We start from the raw sequence: 19,272 nt of genomic DNA, 5'->3' as shown, positions 1-19,272 counted from the left end.
GGCATTGATCGGGGCACGCCGGCTTCCTACGCTTTGCCCTTCCGACGCAGGCGCACCACGCTCGGTGCGCGAAATGGGTTTTTCATGACGAAACGCATCCGCAAGGCCGTCCTTCCCGTCGCGGGCCTTGGTACCCGCTTCCTTCCCGCCACCAAGGCGGTCCCCAAGGAAATGCTGACCATCGTCGACCGTCCGGTCGTCCAGCATGTCGTCGACGAGGCCAGGGCAGCCGGCATCGAGCATTTCGTCTTCGTCACCGGCCGCAACAAGGGCGTGATCGAAGACCATTTTGATATCGCCTATGAGCTCGATGACACATTGGCCAAGCGCGGCAAGATGAAGGAACTGGAGGCGCTCAGGGCGGATCTGCCGCCGGCGGGCGCCGCGAGCTTCCTCCGTCAGCAGGCTCCGCTTGGCCTTGRCCACGCCGTCTGGTGCGCACGCGATGTCATCGGTGACGAGCCCTTCGCCTTGCTGCTGCCGGATATGCTCCATCACAGCCTCGGCAAGGGCTGCCTCGCCGAGATGATCGACGCCTTCGAGAAGCACGGCGGCAACCACATCGGCGTGGCGCCGGTGCCGGACGACCAGACCCATCAATACGGGATCGTCGGCGTCGAGGACGTGAAGGCCAAGGTCTCGAAGATCACGAAGATGGTCGAGAAGCCGGCAAAGGGAACGGCCCCCTCGAATCTGCACATCACCGGCCGCTACATCCTGCAGCCGACGATCTTCAATCTGCTGGCGAACCAGGAAACAGGCGCCGGCGGCGAAATCCAGCTCACCGATTCGATGATCGCACTATCCCGGCAGGAGCCCTTCTACGCCGTGCGCTTCGATGGGGACATCTACGACACCGGTTCGAAACTCGGCTTCCTGACCGCCAACATCGCCTATGCGCTCCAGCGCGGCGACCTTGGCCCGCAACTGCGCGCGGAAATCGAGCGGCTGCTCGAGGCGTAACCGTCGCACCGTCGTTCCCGGGCCAGGCCCGATGCGGGCCCGGGAACCCGAGGTGATGAGGGGGCCGGCGCCGCGCCGGCCATCATGCCAAGCCTGGCTTAGAACTGCAGCCGCAGGCCGACCTGCGCGACATTGGCCGTGTAATCCGAGTTCGGCGCAGTCGAGTTCAGGCGTTCGTGGGTGAAGCTCGCCCGCACGGCGAAGGTCCGCGTCAGCTTGTATTCGAGCCGGGCGCCGATCGCCGTATAATCTTCACGCAGCCCCTGCCCCTCATAGGCGGTGCGGCCGAAGGTGGTGAAGCCGGTCACAGTCAGATTGCGGCGCAAGGCATGAGCCACCTCGAGGGTGGCTCGTCGCGCCCAGGTGCCGCTGCTGCCCGAGATCGTCGTATCGCCAAGCTCGGAGGTGCCGCGCAGCGTCACCGTCGTCAAAGGGGTCGGCGTCCACAGGATCGCGGCATCGCCAACCATGCCGCGCAGGTTCCTCAGCCGGGGATCCTCATAGGCCCGGTCCTGATAGCCCACGGACACTTCGCCCGTGACCAGCCGGCTGATTTCGAAAGTGGAGCCGACACTGACGGTGTACCCGTTCGAAGAGCGCTCAAACCCATTGGAATCCACCCGCTGGTCATACTGGCGCGTGTCAATATCGCCCTGGATGAAAGGCCTGAGGCCCGGCGTCAGCTCATAGCCGGCTCGTAGCCGCAAGCCATAGTCCGTCTGGTTGCGGTCGGCCTGGCTCAGGGTTGCGCCGCTGATCAGCTTCGCGTTCTCGAAGTCCTGGCGGTCGACTGAACCCCGTAGCGTCAGCTGCAGACGGTTGATGTCATGCGTGACACCGGCCGAGCCGCCATAGAAATAGGTCAGCGGCCGGCCGACGACCGGCGCATTGAGGTCCGGCGAACCGGGACGCTGCGTATCGAGCCTGAGGCRGCTTTCCAGCAGGATGCGGGTATCGCGGGTGGCATCGAGCCGAAGATCAAGCGCCCCCTCGCCATCCGGGCGCGAGGCTTCGCCATCGCGAAAATACTCGGAATAGGCGCCGCGCAGCCTGCCCCTCAACTGATGCACGTTCCAGTCCGACTGGATGCCAAGCTCGCCCTCGTAACGAGCGAAGCCTGAGCCCTTGTTCGGGCCGGAGACGCGCTGCGGATTGCTGTCATAGCCAACGGAATTCGTCGTCGCCGGGGTCAGAATGACATTGCCAAGCCTGAGCCCCAGCGGCGCGTAGGGGTCTTCCTCGACGATCGAACGCCGCCGCAGCGGCGGCGGCGCCGCCGGGCCTGGTTGCGGCAATGTCGAAACGGCCGGTTGGGGCGCGCGGAACTGGCGCTGCGTGACGCCGCGAAGGCCGGGCGCCAGGACCTGGCGGCTGGCGCGCGGCGGCGCGCGGTTGGAAATCGTCGAAGGCTGGTTCTGGATCAAGGCAGCCGGATCGCGCACCGCCTCGGGAATCGGCGAGGTCGCGTTCTGCTGTGCCTGATCCGGCGTCGCCTGGGCCTGGGCGACATAGGCGGGTACGGTGCTGCGCAGGCTCGGGGCCCGCGCCTGCTGCGCCCATGCCGTATCGATCGCTGGCCATGCCGCCGCAAGGCCTGCTGCTGCAGCGCCTGTCAAAAGCACGGTCGTGACGCGACGGGACACGAGGAGAGCGAACTCCGGAACAAGCCAAGGCGCGCCCGGATGGCGCGCATGGTTAACGGAGTTAGAACGAAGAGGGTTAACGTGCCGTCAATGCACCCTGCTGCGAGGCTTGGCAGCCCTGCTGCGAGGCTTGGCAGTCCTGCTGCAAGGCTTGACGGTGGAAGTCCCCGCCCGGACTGTGCTAGACGCCCCAGCCATGACAGCCGATATCCGCGCCTCGGCGCTCCGCACCATCGCGACCGAGCGCACCGGGCTCGATACGCTTCACACCGCGCTCGCCAACGGCCTGGGCGAACCCTTTGCAGCCGCTGTGGAGTTGATCCGCGCTGCCGCCGGCCGTGTCGTCGTCACCGGCATGGGCAAATCGGGCCATGTCGGGCGTAAGCTCGCAGCGACCTTGGCTTCGACCGGGACCCCTGCCCTCTTCGTGCATCCGGCCGAAGCGAGCCATGGCGATCTCGGCATGGTCCAGCCGGAGGATGTCGTCATCGCCCTCTCCTGGTCCGGAGAGGCGGCGGAGCTGTCCGCCATCGTCGCCTATACCCGCCGTTTCCGCGTCGGCCTGATCGCGCTGACCGCCAATGCCGAGAGCGCGCTTGGCCGCGAGGCCGACATTGCCCTCGTGATCCCGAAGGCGGAAGAGGCCTGCCCGAACGGGCTCGCCCCCACGACCTCGACGACCATGCAGATCGCGCTCGGCGACGCGCTCGCGATTGCGCTGCTCGAGGCCCGTGGCTTTTCGCGCCAGGATTTCTTCGTCTACCACCCCGGCGGCAAGCTCGGCGCGCAGCTCAAGACGGTCGAGAGCATCATGCATCGTGGCGAGGGCCTGCCCCGCGTCGGCCTCGACACTGCGCTGCCGGATGTGATCGCGATGATCTCGGCCAAGGGTTTTGGCTGCGCAATTGTCACCGATCTCGACGGGCGCCTCGCCGGCATCGTCACCGATGGCGACCTGCGCCGCAAGCTCGGCTCCGGCGGGCCGAGCGCTTTGCGCGCCCGCGATGTGATGACCCCATCCCCGCGCCGCATCGCCCCCGATGCGCTGGCCGTCGAGGCACTCGAGATGGTCAACCGGTTGCGCATCACGGCATTGGTCGTCGCGGACGCTGAGGAACGTCCGGTCGGCCTCGTGCATGTGCATGACCTGCTGACGCTCGGCGTCGCCTGAACCGTCAGGCCAATCGCTCGCGCAATGCCTTCGCCGCGTGCCGGGTGAAGGCCCGGACCCGGGCGGCATGACGCAGATCGGGATGGGTCAAAACCCAGATCTCGGATGCAAGCTCAGGAACCGGCTCGCTCAGGCGAGCCAGTCCGAGCGATGGCTCGTCGCCGAGATAGCTCGGCAAAAGCGCATGAGCCCCTGATCGCGCCGCAACGGCCGCCGCGAAGAATGAATCCACGCTTGCACCGACACGCTCCGTCGGAACGTGATCACGCAGCCAGCGCGCCGCCGGGGCATGCATCAGGGCCGGCGCAAGGCCGATCCATCGCCGAGTCGCCAGAAGCTGGGTCATGTCTCGCACACCTCCGTCGTCATTCGCCGAATAGGCTGCAAAGCCGAAGCGCGCGGCCCGCTGCCCGACCAGGGCTTCCGGCGGAGCATGCGTCGGCCTGATGGCAACATCGGCCTCGTTGCGCGCCATATCGGCCATCGCATTGGAGAATTGCAGCTCAACCGACATCTGCGGATGCGCGTCCGCGAAGCTGAGCACGATCGGCGCGACGATATAGGCCAGCGTATCGACCGTCGTGACCTTCAGCGTGCCGCGGAGGCGGTTGTCCCGGCCCGCGACCGCCCGGTTCAGTTCATCCAGCCGCTGCTCGATATCGCCCGCGCGCTGGATGATCTCCTCCGCGAGCACCGTCGGGACATAGCCGTCCACCCCGCGTTCGAAGAGCGGATTGCCAAGCCGACGCTCCAGCGCCTCGAGCCTGCGATAGGCCGTCGCCGGATGGGTCTGGAGCATCTCGGCCACCTGCTTCATCCGGCCGGCGCGCGCAATCGCGAGGATCAGGGCGAGATCATCATGGGTCAACATCGTCGTCGCATTCTTGCGAAATCATTTCGCATATCAAGCATTTGAAGTCGCATCAGCGCAATCCACCTTTCATGCAGTCGCGCTCCCGCTTGGAGCGTCTACGTTACGAGGTTTGCGTCACATGACACGGCTGCTCTTCATCCAGGCTTCCCCGCGCAAGGCGGATTCGGCCTCGTCTTCCAGCGCGCAGCACTTCCTTGCCGCCCTCCAGGCAAGGCTGCCCACACTCTCGGTCGAGACGCTCGACCTCTGGGCCGCGGAGCTGCCGCAATTCGACGGCGCCATGCTGGCGGCGAAATATGCCCGCCTCGCCAGGCGCGATCTCAACGCCCCGGAACAGGCGGCCTGGCGGGTCATCGAGGGAATGATCGCCCGTCTCGCCGGAGCCGATCTCGTGCTGATCGCGACGCCGATGTGGAATTTCGGTATCCCCTACAAGCTCAAGCACTGGATCGACCTCGTCACCCAGCCGGGGCTGAGCTTCTCCTTCGATCCTGCGACGGGATACACGCCGCTGCTGAGGTCGCGCCCGACGCTCGCCATCCTCGCAAGCGCTGGCGACTATAGCGAAGGGCCGAGCCGGGGTCGGCCCGATCTTGCGACGCCCTATCTCAAGGCAGCACTCGGCTTCATTGGCCTCAGCGACGCCATCGTGGTCTGCCAGGGGCCCACGATCGGTCCGGATCAGGAGGTCGCTGAAGGCCGCACGCATGTGCATGCCCGTCTTGAAGAGATCGCCGCCAGCTTTGCAGTCACGGTGGGAATTGGCACGGAACGGCTCAGGAGCGCGTCATGACAACGGGCTGGGCCTGGATCGCCCTCGTCGTCTCCGGCATCGTCGATGTCGCCTGGGCGCTCAGCATGAAGAAGGCCAACGGCTTTCGCGACCTGCACTGGGCGCTTGTCTCGGTGCTGCTTCTGGTCGTCTTCGTCGTGCTTCTGATCAAGGCGCTGGACGTGCTGCCGCTCGGCACGGCCTATGCGGTCTGGACAGGCATCGGCGCGCTCGGCTCGGTGCTCGTCGGCATCCTCGTCTTCGGCGAGCCGGCCACGATCGCCCGTCTCTTCTGGATCGCGCTGGTGCTCGTCGGCATCGTCGGGCTGAAGACGACGGCGTGAGCGGGTTACCCGCTCACTGCCTCTCGTAGAGCAACCGCGCCCGGATCGTGCCGTCGAGCGCCCTGATCTCGGCCAGGATGGCGTCCGCATCGGCACCGATGCGGTCGGCCTCCATCACGACATAGCCGATCTCGCCATCGGTCTGGTAGTTCTGGGCGGAGATATTGACCTCGCGCCGGGCGAAGATGTCGTTCAGCCGCCGCAGCATGCCGGGCTCGTTGCGCTGGACATGGATGAAGCGCGTCCCGATCGGACGCGGCGCCAGTTGCACCTGCGGGAAGTTCACCGCGCCGACAGTCGAACCGATATCCGAATAATCGACCAGCTTGCGCGCCACCTCGGCACCGATGCGCTCCTGTGCCTCCTCCGTCGAGCCTCCGACATGCGGCGTCAGGATGACATTGGGCAGGCCCTGCAGCGGCGAGACGAAGCGCTCGCTGTTCGAGGCAGGCTCCTTTGGGAACACATCGACGGCGGCCCCCGCAAGATGGCCGCTGCCCAGCGCCTCGGCCAGCGCATCGAGATCGACGACGGTGCCGCGCGAATTGTTGATGAGATAGCTGCCCTTGCGCATCGCGGCGATCTCGGCCTTGCCGATCATGCCATGGGTCGCGGGCGTCTCCGGCACATGCAGCGAGATCACGTCGCAGGAGCCGAGCAAGTGCTTCAGGCTGTCGACGGGTTCGGTATTGCCATGACGCAGCCGGTCGGTGTGGTCGAAATAGAGCACCCGCATGCCCATCGCCTCGGCCAGTGTCGAGAGCTGGCTGCCGATATTGCCGTAGCCGATGATCCCGAGCGTCTTGCCGCGCACCTCGAAGCTGCCATTGGCCGACTTGTCCCAGCCGCCGTCATGCGCAGAACGCGACCGGTCGGGGATGCGCCGCAGCAGCATGACGATCTCGCCAATGGTGAGCTCGGCGACGCTGCGGGTATTCGAGAACGGCGCATTGAAAACGGGGACGCCACGCGCGCGGGCGGCCTGCAGGTCGACCTGATTGGTTCCAACCGAGAAGCAGCCGACGGCAAAGAGGCGGCTTGCGCGCTCGAAAACGTCGGCCGTGAGCTGCGAACGCGAACGGATGCCGAGCACATGCACCTTCTCGACAGCCTTGAGCAGCTCATCGTGATCGAGTGCCTTGGGCAGGCGGATCATGTTGGTATAGCCGGCCTGGACCATCAGATCGGCAGCGGAATCATTGATGCCTTCGAGCAGCAGGACACGGATCCGGTCCTTTGGCAGCGACAGGCGTTCGGTCTGGTCTGGCATGGTGCGCTTCGCTTGCGGCGGGAGTTCCCTATAGACCCCGCGCATCGATATGGGCAGCCCGATTTCGCATCAGCGAGATGAACTGGCGGCGCAACGTTCAGGCTTTCTCGACCACCAGCGTCGCACCGTCGACGCGCACGACCCGCACTTCGGAGCCAGCCAGCAGCTCGGGCCCGGTGATTCGCCAGGAGGAATCGCCGACGCGGATGCGGCCCTCGCCACCGGTCATGGTGGCATCGAGCCTGAAGACCTTGCCGATCAGCTGCCGCCCGCGGTCGTTCAGACCCTGCGCCGCATCCGGTTCATCCGACTTGCGCCGGGTCAGGGCCCGGCCCGCAAGGACACTGGCGACCGACAAAGCCGCGAAGATCAGCGCCGCGCCTTGCCAGCCCACCCCGGTCAGGCCAACCACGAGCCCAGTCAGCAGCGCAGCAAGGCCGAGCCAGATCAGGAAGACACCGGGTGCCAGCAACTCGCCGCCAATCAGGACGAGGCCGATCACGACCCAGCCCCAGCCCCCGATCGATCCAAACCAGTCCAGCATCGTCGTACCCTCAGGCGCTCGTCCGGCCGGAGGCGGGAACCGAGCCGGTGCGGCGCGCCTCGATCGCGTCCTCGCCAAAAACCGCGCGCGTGAGCTGTGCGATGCCGCCGACCGTGCCGGCCAGCGCCGCTGCTTCGATCGGCACGATCACCACCTTGCTGTTTGGCGCGCTGGCGATGGCCTTGAGCGCATCGGTATAGCGCTCGGCGATCAGGAAATTCGCGGCCTGGATATCACCACGGCTGATCGCCTCGCTGACCATGGCTGTCGCTGCCGCTTCGGCCTGGGCCAGCCGTTCGCGTGCCTCGGCATCGCGCAACGCCGCTTCCTTGCGGCCCTCGGCTGCAAGGATCTGCGATTGCTTCTGCCCTTCCGCCTTGAGGATCTCGGCCTGCCGCAGGCCTTCCGCCTCCAGCACCGCCGCGCGCTTCTCACGCTCGGCCTTCATCTGCCGGTTCATCGCGCCGGCGATATCCGCGGGCGGCAGGATGTCCCGGATCTCGATGCGGGTGACCTTGACGCCCCAGGGCGAAGCCGCGGCATCCATGACCCGCAGCAACCGCTCGTTGATCTCGTCGCGATGCGACAGCAACTGGTCGAGATCCATCGAGCCGACGACGGTGCGGATATTGGTCATGGTCAGCACCATCAGGGCCTGATCGAGCGACGAAACCTCATAGCAGGCCTTGGCTGCGTCGAGCACCTGATAGAAGGCGGCAGCGTCGATCCGGACGCCGGCATTGTCCTTGGTGATCGCCTCCTGGCTCGGAATGTCGAGCACCTGCTCCATGACATTCACCTTGTGGCCGACCCGGTCGATATAGGGCACGATCAGGCCGAGGCCCGCCCCGAGCGTACGCGAATAGCGGCCGAAGCGTTCGATCGTATAATTATAGCCCTGCGGAACAGTGCGAACCCCCAGCGCGATCGTCAGGATGACGAGCAGCACCAGAATCACGACAACGATGTCGAAACTGAAGATCTGATTCATTTGGCTCCGCCAGTCCGCCAGTCACGCTCTGGAGTTTCATGCTCCAGCGTTCAAAGGGGCCCGAGGCCCCGATGCACGCAACCTGACGATTGCGACGACCATGTGCAAGCGGGGGCTGCATCGCTCAGCCTTCCAAGGCCTTTGAGACCCGCCGCATCAACTCGCCGACCATCGCGCATTCATCGTCGCTGAGCACGAGCATCATCGCCTCGATGCGCTGGACATGGATCGCCATCGCCTTGCGCGTCAGCACCTCGCCTTCCGGCGTCAGCCAGAGCCGGCGCACGCGGCGGTCAGCCTCGTCGCCACGACGCTCGATCAGCTCGCGCCGCTCCAGCTCCGGCAGCAGCATGCTCATCGCGCTKCGGCCGACGAGCAGCTTCTCCGCCAGCGCCTGCTGGGTCAGGCCCGGCACATGGAAGACATTCGCAAGAACGTCATAATGCGCGAGCTGAATGCCGAGCGGCGCAAGCGCCTCGCTGAACACCTTCTTCCAGAGCGCGTGCACGCGCGCGACCGCGATCCAGTTATGGAAGCGCGGCAGTTCCCAGGGCAGCACCTGCCTGTCCTCAGGCTGAGCCATGTCGGAGTTCGCCGAAATCGGCTCTTGCTTTTTGTTCATGGTTGAACATATTTGTTCAGCATTGAACGAACTAGAGGTCGCACCATGGCCGGTTCAGCACTCCGTATCATTCGACCGCTCATCCGCCTCTCCAGCTTCGTTGCACCGAAGACGGCCGGGCATCTTGCCTTCAAGGCCTTTTGTACGCCGCCACGGCGGCAACAGGGAACCGCGAAACGAAAGGCGGCCACAAAAGCCGCATCCGAACGGCTGGCCGGCGCGACACGCCACGCCATTCCCTACCCCTGTGGCTCGGTCACCGCCTATCTCTTCGAGCCGAACGGGCAGAAGCCGTCCGGTTCCCCTTCGCCGTCCGTGATCCTCCTGCATGGCTGGATCAGCGAGGCGGCCTTCATGACCGCCTTCGTCGCGCCGCTGACCGCGGCCGGCTTCCGTGTCGTCGCCTATGATCTGCCCGCCCATGGCGACTCGACGGGCAGCGAGCTCAATATTCCGCTCGGTGTCGCCAGCCTCGCTGCCGTCGCGCGCGCCTTCGCACCGGTCCACGCCATCGTGACTCATTCCTTCGGTGGAGCGATCGCCRTGGCTGCGCTCGCCCGCACCGTACCGGGGCAGCCGGCCGTCACGGCGAACCGGCTGGCGCTGATCGCCGCCCCCTCCTCGATCACCGAGATCACCCGCCAGTTCGGCACGACGATCGGTCTCGGCCGGCGCGGCCAGGCGGCGCTGGAACGACGCATCCATGTCGTAGCTGGCAACCCGGTCGAGGCCTTCGAGGGTCGTAACCAGCTCGCAGCGATCGCCAAGCCGACGCTGGTGATCCATTGCCGCGACGATCGGGAACTGGGTTTTCACCATGCCGAGGCCTTGGCCGCAGCCGGGCCCGGCGTCACGCTCGAGCCCGTGAAGGGGCTCGGCCACCGCCGCATCCTGCAGGCGAAGGCAGTGGTCGAAAGCGTCAGCCGGTTCGTGGCCGGTTAGGCTTCTGCGCTGCGGCCGCAACGGCTGCCGCAGCCGGTGCGCGAAAGCGCTACACCCAGCCCATCAGCTCGCGGCGCACGACGGCCTCGAGCACCCTGATCCCCTCGTCGGAATCGTTCAGGCACGGTAAATAGGCGAACTGCTTGCCGCCATTGTGCAGGAAGATCTCGCGGTTCTCGACATCGAGCTCTTCCAGGGTTTCCAGGCAGTCCGCCGAGAAGCCCGGCGCAACGATGGCGAGCGATTTCGTTCCTGCTTCGGCCAGCGCCTTCACGGTCTCGTCGGTATAGGGCTGCAGCCACTCATCCGGCCCGAAGCGTGACTGGAAGGTCAGGCGGAAGCGCTCTTCCGGCAGGCCGAGTTCGTCGCGCAGCAGCCGCCAGGTCTTGACGCACTGGCAGTAATAAGGATCGCCCTTGAGCAGATATTCCTTCGGCATGCCGTGGAACGAACAGAGGATCACGTCCGGGTCGAAATCGAGCTTGGCGAGCGAGGCGCGCATCGAGGTTGCGAGCGCCGCGATATAGACGGGATCGTCATGGTAGGGCGGCGCGACCCTGACCGCGGGCTGCCAGCGCATCTGCATCAGCGCCCTAAAAGCCTGATCGCAGGCGGTTGCCGAGGTCGGCGCCGCATATTGCGGATAGAGCGGCACCATCAGGATGCGGTCGCAACCCTGGTCCTGCAGCGCCTTCAACCGGCTTTTCACATCGGGAAAGCCGTAACGCATCGCCCAGTCGAAGACGATGCGCTCGCCGGCATAGGATTTCAGCCGCTCCGCGAGCTGCTCGGTCTGCGAGCGCGTGATCGTCTTCAGCGGCCCCTCATCGCGCTCCTTGTTCCAGATCGAGGCATAGTCCTTGCCCTTCCGGCCCGGCCGCGTCGTCAGGATGATGAGGTTGAGTAGCGGCCACCAGACCCAGCGCGAGGTCTCGATCACCCTGCGGTCGGACAGGAATTCCTTGAGATAGGCCCGCATCGGCCAGTAACCCGTGCCTTCCGGGGTACCGAGATTCATCAGCAGCACGCCGATGCGCGAGCCACGCAACGGCCGATGGTCGGAGGGCAGCTTCACGGGGAGTGGGCCGGCGGCGGGCTTGGTCTTGACTGTCATCGATCCCGGACTTTCGTTTCTTCGTGATTTAGACGAGTTAGAGCATTCGTCCAGCCGCGAAGGCCCGGGGTGCGACATCGGCACCCCTGCATAATCGGCTAACCGTTTCCGCTGGTCAGCGGCACGCGGTTTGCTAATCTGGATTTCTTCTCAACAGGGCCTTGCTCCATGACCAAGCTGACCCGTCGCCGCGCTCTCGGCGTCCTTGCCGCCCCGGCCGCGCTTGCCGCCACCGCGCCGGTTGCCAGGGCGCAAGCTCCGGCCCCTGCCTTCACGCTGCTGCTGCTCAACGACATCTACAAGATGAGCGACGACAAGGGCCGCGGCGGCTTCGCCCGCGCCTCGGGCATCGCCAAGGCCGAACGGGCTCGCGGCATACCCGTGCTCTTCTGCCACGCGGGCGACTGCTACTCCCCCTCCCTGATGTCGGGCTTCGACCAGGGCGCCCATATCGTCACGATGCAGAACAAGATGGGCATCGACGTCTTCGTGCCCGGCAACCACGAGTTCGACTTCGGCAAGGACAATTACCTCAAGCTCACCGCCGCCCAGACCTACCCGACCTTTGCCGCGAACCTGCGTGACGCCGCCGGCAACGCGCTGCCCGGCCACAAGGACTCGCAGATCTTCGAGCTTGGCGGCATCAAGGTCGGCGTCATAGGCACCACCTATGATCCGACGCCGCAGCTCTCCAATCCCGGCGACCTGAAATTCTCCTCGACCATGGAGGCCTTGCGGCGCGAGGCGCGGGCGTTGAAGTCGCAGGGCGCCGATATCCTMGTCGGTGTCGTCCATGCCGACCGCGCCACGGATTTGACGATCGTGCGCTCGCGCGTCGTCGACATCCTGCTCACCGGGCACGACCATGATCTCGCCATCGCCTATGACGGCAAGGTCGTGATGGTGGAATCGAACGAGGAGGGCAATTACGTCACCGCCATCGATATCGCCGCGAAGGTGACCGGCGAGGGCGCCAATCGCCGTGTCGAGTGGACGCCGACATTTCGCGTCAACGATTCCCGCGCTGCGACGCCCGATCCGGAGGTTGCCGCGATCGTCAAGGGCTACGAGAGCGAGCTGTCGAAGGAACTCGACATCGAAATCGCGACGCTCGCCGCCCCGCTCGATTCCCGCACCAGCATGATCCGCACGCAGGAAACCGMGATCGGCAACCTGATCGCCGATGCGATCCGCGCTGCAACCGGCGCCCAACTCGCCATCACCAATGCCGGCGGCATCCGAGCCAACAAGCAATACGCCGCTGGCCACAAGGTCACCCGGCGCGACGTGCTGAGCGAGCTGCCCTTCGGCAACGCCACCGTGATGGTCGAGATTACCGGCAAGGACGTGAAGGACGCGATCGAGAACGGGCTGAGGGACGCACCGCAAGGCGCGGGGCGTTTCCCTGTGGTCTCGGGTCTCAGCTTCGAGGCCGATCTCAAGCAGCCGCAGGGCTCGCGCGTCACAGCTGTCACCGTCGACGGCAAACCGATCGAGCCCACCGGCAAGTACACGGTCGCCTCCAACAATTTCATGCTGGAAGGCGGCGATGGCTACACTGCGCTCGGCCGCGGCCGGACGTTGCTCGGCCTGACCGACGGCAAGCTCATGGCGAACGAGGTCATGGTCTATCTGCGCCGACTCGGCACCGTCGACGCAAAGGTCGAGGGACGGGCCGTCCTGAAGTGAGCGGTTATGCGGCGGCGCTGACGCGCTTTCTGGCAAGTCGGGCAAGCAAGGACTGGCGCGAACTCGCTGTCTTCCGTCCTGGAGGCGCTGCAGAGCGGGCGGCCGCGGCTGCCGATGCCGAGCGCGCGGCCGGGCATGTCGTGGCGCCCGCACCTGAACGGCTGCTCGCTGCCCTGGCGGAAACGCCATTCGAGACAGTGCGGGCATTCGTACTCGGCCAGGACCCCTATCCGACACCCGGCCATGCCAATGGCCTTGCCTTCTCCTATGTCGGCCCGCCGCCTCTGCCGCGTTCGCTGGTCAATATCTACAAGGAGCGGACGGAGGATCTCGGACAGGCCGCACCGGTGAGCGGCGACCTGTCATCCTGGGCCTCGCAGGGTGTGCTGTTGCTCAACACGGCCCTGACGGTGCGCGAAGGCGCGAGCAAGGCGGGCTCGCATCTCTCGCTCGGATGGGGGGCGGTCACGGACGCGATCATCACCGCTGTCTCGACCTCGCGTCCGCATGTCGTTTTCCTGCTCTGGGGCGCTCCGGCGCAGGCCAAGCGCGGCCTGATCGATGAGCGCCGGCATCACGTGATCGCCAGCGCGCATCCATCGCCGCTTTCGGCGCGGCGGGGCTTCTTCGGGTCGAAACCGTTCAGCCGGGCGAATGAGTGGTTGGTGGCAAAGGGCGAAGCGCCGATCGCCTGGTGACGGGCGCGACGCCGTTGGATCGCTTCAACCTCCCGCGCCGACCGGCATGGCTACCGGAAGCGGAGCACAGCCTATCCTGCACGCAGACACTGGAAGCACGGACCGTCGCGTMGGCGACGGGGATCGTGGACCCGGCGCCATTCCTATCCCACCGGCCGCTCGTCGGCGATGACCTTTCCGTCATTGGGCAATGCCCCGAGCGGCAGGATCTCCACCGCTCCCTTGAGCTTTGTCACCTGCTGCAGGGTCGAGGACATCGCATCGACAAGTCCGGCGGGCTCGGCATAGATCTCGGCCTTGAGCGTCATCGTGTCGAGCTCGTCGGCGCGGCCGATGACCAGCCTGAGCTTGGCGATCTCCACGTGCCGCCTGGCGATCTCGGCGACCTGCTCTGGCCGCACGAACATGCCCTTGATCTTGGCGGTCTGGTCGGCGCGCCCCATCCAGCCCTTGATGCGCGTATTGCTCCGGCCGCACGCGCTCGCGCCCGGCAGCACAGCCGTGAGATCCCCGACGGCCAGCCTGATCTGCGGGTGATGCGGATCGAGATTGGTGACGACGATCTCGCCAACCTCGCCTTCGGCCACAGGATCGCCCGTACCCGGCCGCACKATCTCGATGATCAGGTTCTCGTTCAGAAGCATGCCTTCGCGCGCCGACGTCTCATAGGCGATGACGCCGATATCCGCAGTGGCATAGAGCTGATAGGCATCAATGCCGCGCTCCTTGACCCAAGCTTGCAGCGAGGGCGGGAAGGCAGCCCCCGACACCACCGCGCGCTTGATGCAGGAGATATCGACGCCACGCGCCTCGGCGGCCTCGATCAGGATCTTCAGGAAATCCGGCGTGCCGGCATAGGCTTGCGGCCGATAGGCCGAGATCACCTCCATCTGCTGCTCGGTATTGCCCGGACCGGCCGGTATCACAGCGCATCCAAGCGCACGTGCGGCCGAATCCATGATGAACCCGCCCGGCGTCAGGTGGTAGCTGAAGGTATTGATGACGATATCGCCGTGACGGAAGCCCGCCGCAAAGAGCCCGCGCGCCGCGCCCCAGGGATCAACTCCCGTGCCCTCGGGCTCGAAGATCGGGCCGGGCGAGGTGAACAACCGGCCAAAGGACCCTGGCGATGCCGGCACGAAACCGCCGAAGGGCGGAGTGCCCCTGTGCAGTGCCGGCAGGTCGGCCTTGCGGAGCACCGGCAGCCGCGACAGCGCATTGCGATCGGTGATCGCTGCCGTGTTGAGCCCCTTCAGCCGCTCGGCATAGGCAGGCGCGGATAAGGCAGCCTCGAGCACGGGCCTCAGCCTCGCGAAGAGATCGGCCTCGCGCGCGTCGGAAGTGCGGATTTCGAGATCGTCGAGATGATCGCTCATCGCTTTTGTCCTTGCGGAGCTTTGGCTCAGCGGATGATGCGCAGGATGCGCAGGAAATTGAGGAGGCCGACGAGAGCGCCGGCCACATAGGTAAAGGCGGCCGCCCTCAGCACGCCGCGCGCTGCCGGTAGGTCGCGCCCGTCGAGATAGCCGTCTCTGGACAGGATCGGCAGCGCCTTGCCGAAGCTCGCGTCGAACTCCAGCGGCAGCGTCACGAGATGCACGACAAGACCGACGCCGAGCATTGCGATGGCGATGCCGGCCTGCATCAGTCCGATCGCAGGAACATGGGTGACGGCCATCACCAGAGGCGCAGTGAGCAGGATCGCCATCGCGACCTTGTCGAAGATGCCGAGGAAGCGCGCGAGCGCCGTACGCCAGGTAAAGAGCGAGCTGCCTTGCGCGTGCTGGATGGCATGCCCGACCTCATGCGCCGCCACTGCGACGGCCGTGATCGAGCGCCCATCGTGATTGTCAGGCGAGAGCCTGACCGCACGCGCATCGGGGTCATAGTGATCGCCCGCCGCGGAGGCCTCGACCGTGACGGCATCAAGCGAGAATCGATCAAGCAGGTGCCGGGCGAGTTCGCCTCCGGTTCCCGGCAGATCCGGCCGGGCGGCCGCATGCTTGCGCATCTGGCCGCGCACCCAGGACTGCGGCCCGAAGATGAGCACGATCAGCAGCACTGCGAGCACGAGATAGAGCATCCGACCGCTTCCGCCTTGTCCGGATCACGAAAGCCAGCGCTTGCGGCGCTTGTAGCTCTTGACGTCGCGGAACGATTTCTTGTCGCCCTCGGCCACGCCCAGATAGAACTCCTTCACGTCCTCGTTTTCGCGCAACATCTGCGCCTCGCCGTCCATGACGACACGGCCCGTCTCCATGATGTAGCCATAGGTTGCGTAGCGCAGCGCCATGTTGGTGTTCTGCTCGGCGACGAGGAAGGAAACGCCGTCCTCCGCATTGAGGCGACGGACGATCTCGAAGATCTCCTCGACGATCTGGGGCGCGAGCCCCATCGACGGCTCATCGAGCAGGATCATCTTGGGCTTCGACATCATGGCGCGGCCGACCGCGCACATCTGCTGCTCGCCACCCGAGGTATAGCCGGCCTGCGAGTTGCGCCGCTGCTTCAGGCGCGGGAACAGCTCATAGATCTTCTCGAGGTCGCGCTTGATCGCGGCATTGCCGTCGCGCCGGGTGAAGGCGCCGGTCAGCAGGTTCTCCTCGATCGAGAGATGGCCGAAGCAATGGCGGCCTTCCATGACCTGGATGCAGCCGCGCCGGACGAGTTCGTTCGGCGACATCCGATCGACCCRCTCGCCATCGAACACGATCGAGCCCTTGGTGACCTCGCCGCGCTCGGCCTTGAGCAGGTTCGAGATCGCCTTCAGCGTCGTCGTCTTGCCCGCGCCATTGGCGCCGAGGATTGCGACAATGCCCTTGCGCGGCACCTGCAGGGAGACGCCCTTGAGCACCAGGATGACGTGATCATAGATCACCTCGATATTGTTCAGCGACAGGATGGTGTCCGTCGCAGCGGCGGGGGCGGGCTTCTCGAGGGTGGCGGTCGACATTGCGTGCTCCTTCCCTCTCCTTGTGGGGAGAAGGTGATCCGGCACAGCCGGATCGGATGAGTGAAGGACGGACGAGGTCAGGCGCTGCCGCACTCGTCCGTCTGCTTCGCAGGTGCCTCCTCCCCCGGAGGGGAGAAGGCTGAGCTCACATCAGGACGACTTCTCGCAGGACTCGGTCCGCTTCGGCCAGCCGGCGTTCTTCTCGGCATAGTCCTTGGCGGCGGCCTCGATCAGCGGACGCACCTCGTCCTTCAGCGGCTCGATCCAGTCCGAACCCTTGGTCCACTTGGTGCCGTCCCATTCGGCGACATACATCTTGCTATGGCCGGAATGGTCGCTGCAGGAGATCGTCGACGGGGTGCCGAAACCCTCCATGCCGATTTCCTTCAGGCGGGCCTCGGTGATGTTGAGGCCCTCGAGACCACGGCGCAYGTCCTCGGCATTGACCACCTTCTTGCCGGTGAGCTTCTGCGCGTTGCGGATCGCCTCGACCACGAGCATCGAGTTGTAGACGCCGCGGTTATAGAGGTTCTCGCCGACCTTCTCCTTCGGCGCCAGGCTCTTACCCTTCTCCACGACATGTTTGATGATGTCCTGGATGACCGGGAAATTGGTGCCCGCCGCATTGAAGTTGAGCGACTTGTAGCCCTTTGCCTCGGCCCCGCCGGCCCGCGCATCATCGTCGCCGCCGGCCCACCAGACGCCGACCAGCTTGTTGATCGGGAAGCCGTTCTTGATGGCCTCCTTCACGGCCGTCGGGTTCATCGCGCCCCAGCCCTGGTTGTAGAGGTAGTCCGGGCGGTCACGCCGGATCGAGAGCCAGAGCGAGCCCTGGTTCTGCATGTCGGCTGCAGCGACCGGATACAGCTTGAGCTCGAAGCCGTATTTCTTGGCGAGGTTCTCAAGAACCGGGATCGGCTCCTTGCCGAAGGGCGCATCCAGATGGATCAGGCCGAGCTTCTTGCCCTTGAGCTTGTCCATGCCGCCGAACTCATTGGCCATGTGCTTGACCATGACCGAGGCGCCATCCCAATAGGTGAAGGGCGGGATGAAAACCCAGGGGAAGGTCGAGCCTTCGGCCGAAGCAGACAGGCCATAGGCCATCGACAGGATCGGGATCTTGTCGATATGGGCACGCGGGATCGCAGCCAGCGTCGCGCCGGTCGACCACGGGCTGTAGACGATCGTGTTCTTCGACTTCGCCTGCTCGTAGCACTCGATCGACTTCTTGGTGTCGTAGCCGGTCTCGCATTCCTCATAGATGACCTTGACGCCGTTCACGCCGCCGTCGCGCTCGTTGATCATCGCGATATAGTCGCGCATGCCGTCGCCGATCGGGATGCCGGAGCCCGAGAACGGTCCGGTGCGATAGGCATTGTTGGCGAAATAGACGCTGTCCTGCGCCGCCACCGGAGCGATCACCGCTCCCGCCGCGAGCAGCGCGCCGAGCGCCGCGCCCTTCATCAAACCAGTCTTCTTCATCTGTTCCCTCCGTGGTTGCATCGGGCGACCTTTTCGCGGCCTGCCCGTTGTCTCCTGCCCTCCGCTTGACGATGGCGGCGGGTCGTATTCTTGGGCCCTCCCGGCCGAGGCACGCGCCTCAATAGGGGAAGGGCCACGTCCGCAACTTCTGCTTCGTGATCTGCCAGAGCCGCGCCAGGCCATGCGGCTCGACGATCAGGAAGATGATGATCAGGGCGCCGACCAGCATGAAGGTGACATGCTCGGCCGCCGCGCCCGAGAGCGGCACGCCGAGCGCCGGCAGGCCGAATTTGAGGATGGTCGGCAGGCTCGCGATGAAAGCCGCGCCGAAGAAGGAGCCGATCAGCGAGCCCAGGCCCCCGATGATCACCATGAACAGAATGTTGAACGACAGGCGGATGTTGAAGACGTCCGCGGCTTCGCCGCCGCCATACCAGAGGAAGATCATCATCGCGCCGGCGACGCCGGCATAGAAGGACGACACTGCGAAGGCGAGCAGCTTGGCGTTCAGCAGCTTGATGCCCATCAGTTCGGCCGCGATATCCATGTCGCGCACCGCMATCCAGGAGCGGCCGAGTCTGCCGTGCACGAGGTTAGAGGCAAACCAGGTCAGGACGACGACAAGACCGAGGCAGACGAAGTAGCGCGTTTCCGCCGAGGCCGACGCACCCGTGACCGGGACGCCGAACAGGCTGCGCAGCGGCACCTCGATGGCCCCAGACGCATTGTAGTTGAACAGCCAGGGCACACGCACGAAGGCCCATTGCAGGAAGAACTGCGCGGCAAGCGTCGCGACCGCGAGATAGAAGCCCTTGATGCGCAGTGAGGGCAGCCCGAACAGCACGCCGATCGCGGCCGAGAACAGGCCGGAGACCAGGATCAGGACGATGATGTTCACGCCTGGAAAGAGGGTCGTCAGCTTGTAGCAGGCATAGGCGCCCACACCCATGAAGGCAGCCGTGCCGAGCGAGATCAGCCCGGTATAGCCCGTGAGGATGTTGAGCCCGATCGCAGCCAGTGAGAAGACCAGGAACGGGATCATCACCGTCGCGATGAAGAAGTCGTTGCCGATCAACGGGATGCCGATGAAGGCGATGGCGAGGATGACCGCAATGCCGATCCGGTCCTGTCGGAGGGGGAACACGGCCATGTCGGCGGCGTAGGTGCTCTTGTATTGGCCGGCTTCGCGATAGAACACGG

General features: G+C 65.4%; 19 protein-coding genes. 7 read left to right on the top strand and 12 right to left on the bottom strand.

The window, feature by feature from the left end; all coding sequences use genetic code 11:
* Positions 1 to 84: 84 nt before the first annotated feature.
* The gene (locus tag AC1DRP_RS07715) at positions 85 to 963 is read left to right on the top strand and encodes a UTP--glucose-1-phosphate uridylyltransferase (RefSeq protein WP_476768233.1); all 879 of its coding nucleotides are present in this window, start codon (positions 85 to 87) and stop codon (positions 961 to 963) included.
* A gap of 98 nt (positions 964 to 1,061) precedes the next feature.
* Here AC1DRP_RS07715 and AC1DRP_RS07710 read toward each other — a convergent pair whose 3' ends face one another.
* Positions 1,062 to 2,606, bottom strand: a complete 1,545-nt coding sequence (locus AC1DRP_RS07710) for an outer membrane beta-barrel protein (RefSeq protein WP_476768232.1) — start codon at positions 2,604 to 2,606, stop codon at positions 1,062 to 1,064.
* Between the two features lie 196 nt (positions 2,607 to 2,802).
* Between AC1DRP_RS07710 and AC1DRP_RS07705 the strand changes: the two genes are divergently transcribed.
* The gene (locus tag AC1DRP_RS07705; RefSeq protein ID WP_113511054.1) at positions 2,803 to 3,777 is read left to right on the top strand and encodes a KpsF/GutQ family sugar-phosphate isomerase; all 975 of its coding nucleotides are present in this window, start codon (positions 2,803 to 2,805) and stop codon (positions 3,775 to 3,777) included.
* A 4-nt stretch (positions 3,778 to 3,781) separates the two neighbouring features.
* On the opposite strand, the gene AC1DRP_RS07700 is transcribed toward AC1DRP_RS07705, so the two are convergent.
* Positions 3,782 to 4,648, bottom strand: a complete 867-nt coding sequence (locus AC1DRP_RS07700) for a LysR family transcriptional regulator (RefSeq protein ID WP_441504332.1) — start codon at positions 4,646 to 4,648, stop codon at positions 3,782 to 3,784.
* A gap of 121 nt (positions 4,649 to 4,769) precedes the next feature.
* Here AC1DRP_RS07700 and AC1DRP_RS07695 point away from each other — a divergent pair, with 121 nt between their 5' ends.
* Both AC1DRP_RS07695 and AC1DRP_RS07690 read left to right on the top strand, forming a co-directional pair.
* The gene (locus AC1DRP_RS07695; protein ID WP_441504331.1) at positions 4,770 to 5,444 is read left to right on the top strand and encodes an FMN-dependent NADH-azoreductase; all 675 of its coding nucleotides are present in this window, start codon (positions 4,770 to 4,772) and stop codon (positions 5,442 to 5,444) included.
* Positions 5,441 to 5,767: a DMT family transporter gene (locus tag AC1DRP_RS07690; protein WP_441504330.1), complete on the top strand. Its 327-nt coding sequence runs from the start codon at positions 5,441 to 5,443 to the stop codon at positions 5,765 to 5,767. The genes AC1DRP_RS07695 and AC1DRP_RS07690 overlap by 4 nt, the downstream gene beginning before the upstream one ends.
* Before the next feature lie 13 nt (positions 5,768 to 5,780).
* Here AC1DRP_RS07690 and serA read toward each other — a convergent pair whose 3' ends face one another.
* The 4 genes from serA to AC1DRP_RS07670 form a co-directional block, all read right to left on the bottom strand.
* Positions 5,781 to 7,037 carry a phosphoglycerate dehydrogenase gene (gene serA, locus AC1DRP_RS07685; RefSeq protein WP_441504329.1) on the bottom strand — a complete coding sequence of 419 codons (1,257 nt, stop codon included), beginning with the start codon at positions 7,035 to 7,037 and terminating at the stop codon, positions 5,781 to 5,783.
* Positions 7,038 to 7,134: 97 nt separating this feature from the next.
* Positions 7,135 to 7,581, bottom strand: coding sequence for an NfeD family protein (locus tag AC1DRP_RS07680; protein ID WP_441487900.1), 447 nt, complete (start codon positions 7,579 to 7,581; stop codon positions 7,135 to 7,137).
* Positions 7,582 to 7,591: 10 nt separating this feature from the next.
* On the bottom strand, positions 7,592 to 8,572 hold the full coding sequence (locus AC1DRP_RS07675; protein WP_441487899.1) for an SPFH domain-containing protein: 981 nt from the start codon (positions 8,570 to 8,572) through the stop codon (positions 7,592 to 7,594).
* A 124-nt stretch (positions 8,573 to 8,696) separates the two neighbouring features.
* Positions 8,697 to 9,155, bottom strand: a complete 459-nt coding sequence (locus tag AC1DRP_RS07670) for a MarR family winged helix-turn-helix transcriptional regulator (protein WP_441487898.1) — start codon at positions 9,153 to 9,155, stop codon at positions 8,697 to 8,699.
* An 84-nt stretch (positions 9,156 to 9,239) separates the two neighbouring features.
* Between AC1DRP_RS07670 and AC1DRP_RS07665 the strand changes: the two genes are divergently transcribed.
* Positions 9,240 to 10,136: an alpha/beta fold hydrolase gene (locus AC1DRP_RS07665; protein ID WP_476768231.1), complete on the top strand. Its 897-nt coding sequence runs from the start codon at positions 9,240 to 9,242 to the stop codon at positions 10,134 to 10,136.
* A gap of 49 nt (positions 10,137 to 10,185) precedes the next feature.
* Here the strand turns inward: AC1DRP_RS07665 and hemH are convergent, their stop codons facing one another.
* Positions 10,186 to 11,250, bottom strand: a complete 1,065-nt coding sequence (gene hemH / locus AC1DRP_RS07660; protein WP_441487896.1) for a ferrochelatase — start codon at positions 11,248 to 11,250, stop codon at positions 10,186 to 10,188.
* A 168-nt stretch (positions 11,251 to 11,418) separates the two neighbouring features.
* Here hemH and AC1DRP_RS07655 point away from each other — a divergent pair, with 168 nt between their 5' ends.
* Both AC1DRP_RS07655 and ung read left to right on the top strand, forming a co-directional pair.
* Positions 11,419 to 12,939 (top strand): bifunctional metallophosphatase/5'-nucleotidase, encoded by a 1,521-nt coding sequence (locus AC1DRP_RS07655; RefSeq protein WP_476768230.1) that lies wholly within the window; start codon positions 11,419 to 11,421, stop codon positions 12,937 to 12,939.
* Entirely contained in the window at positions 12,936 to 13,637 is a 702-nt protein-coding gene (gene ung, locus AC1DRP_RS07650) for a uracil-DNA glycosylase (RefSeq protein WP_441504327.1), read from the top strand. Before AC1DRP_RS07655 ends, ung begins: the two co-directional genes overlap by 4 nt.
* A gap of 143 nt (positions 13,638 to 13,780) precedes the next feature.
* Here ung and AC1DRP_RS07645 read toward each other — a convergent pair whose 3' ends face one another.
* The 5 genes from AC1DRP_RS07645 to AC1DRP_RS07625 form a co-directional block, all read right to left on the bottom strand.
* Positions 13,781 to 15,013 (bottom strand): phenylacetate--CoA ligase family protein, encoded by a 1,233-nt coding sequence (locus AC1DRP_RS07645; protein WP_441504326.1) that lies wholly within the window; start codon positions 15,011 to 15,013, stop codon positions 13,781 to 13,783.
* 26 nt (positions 15,014 to 15,039) lie between these two features.
* Complete coding sequence (locus AC1DRP_RS07640) at positions 15,040 to 15,720, bottom strand: zinc metallopeptidase (RefSeq protein ID WP_441504325.1); 681 nt, start codon at positions 15,718 to 15,720, stop codon at positions 15,040 to 15,042.
* Positions 15,721 to 15,744: 24 nt separating this feature from the next.
* Positions 15,745 to 16,590 carry an ABC transporter ATP-binding protein gene (locus tag AC1DRP_RS07635; RefSeq protein WP_476768229.1) on the bottom strand — a complete coding sequence of 282 codons (846 nt, stop codon included), beginning with the start codon at positions 16,588 to 16,590 and terminating at the stop codon, positions 15,745 to 15,747.
* Between the two features lie 150 nt (positions 16,591 to 16,740).
* A complete protein-coding gene (locus tag AC1DRP_RS07630) occupies positions 16,741 to 18,072 on the bottom strand; it encodes an ABC transporter substrate-binding protein (protein WP_476768228.1) in 1,332 nt (443 codons plus the stop codon).
* Positions 18,073 to 18,190: 118 nt separating this feature from the next.
* Positions 18,191 to 19,270: a branched-chain amino acid ABC transporter permease gene (locus AC1DRP_RS07625; RefSeq protein WP_476768227.1), complete on the bottom strand. Its 1,080-nt coding sequence runs from the start codon at positions 19,268 to 19,270 to the stop codon at positions 18,191 to 18,193.
* Between the last annotated feature and the right edge of the window lie 2 nt (positions 19,271 to 19,272).

The sequence above is a fragment of the Allobosea sp. 01N443 genome, assembly GCF_056399325.1.
This window is presented reverse-complemented; position numbering and strand designations above follow the sequence as displayed.

Excerpts from the sequence above, each read along its gene's own strand:
- AC1DRP_RS07700 (WP_441504332.1), bottom strand. The coding sequence starts at position 4,648 with ATGTTGACCCATGATGATCTCGCCCTGATCCTCGCGATTGCGCGCGCC.
- AC1DRP_RS07695 (WP_441504331.1), top strand. The coding sequence starts at position 4,770 with ATGACACGGCTGCTCTTCATCCAGGCTTCCCCGCGCAAGGCGGATTCG.
- AC1DRP_RS07690 (WP_441504330.1), top strand. The coding sequence starts at position 5,441 with ATGACAACGGGCTGGGCCTGGATCGCCCTCGTCGTCTCCGGCATCGTC.
- AC1DRP_RS07680 (WP_441487900.1), bottom strand. The coding sequence starts at position 7,581 with ATGCTGGACTGGTTTGGATCGATCGGGGGCTGGGGCTGGGTCGTGATC.
- AC1DRP_RS07675 (WP_441487899.1), bottom strand. The coding sequence starts at position 8,572 with ATGAATCAGATCTTCAGTTTCGACATCGTTGTCGTGATTCTGGTGCTG.
- AC1DRP_RS07705 (WP_113511054.1), top strand. The coding sequence starts at position 2,803 with ATGACAGCCGATATCCGCGCCTCGGCGCTCCGCACCATCGCGACCGAG.
- serA (WP_441504329.1), bottom strand. The coding sequence starts at position 7,037 with ATGCCAGACCAGACCGAACGCCTGTCGCTGCCAAAGGACCGGATCCGT.
- AC1DRP_RS07640 (WP_441504325.1), bottom strand. The coding sequence starts at position 15,720 with ATGCTCTATCTCGTGCTCGCAGTGCTGCTGATCGTGCTCATCTTCGGG.
- hemH (WP_441487896.1), bottom strand. The coding sequence starts at position 11,250 with ATGACAGTCAAGACCAAGCCCGCCGCCGGCCCACTCCCCGTGAAGCTG.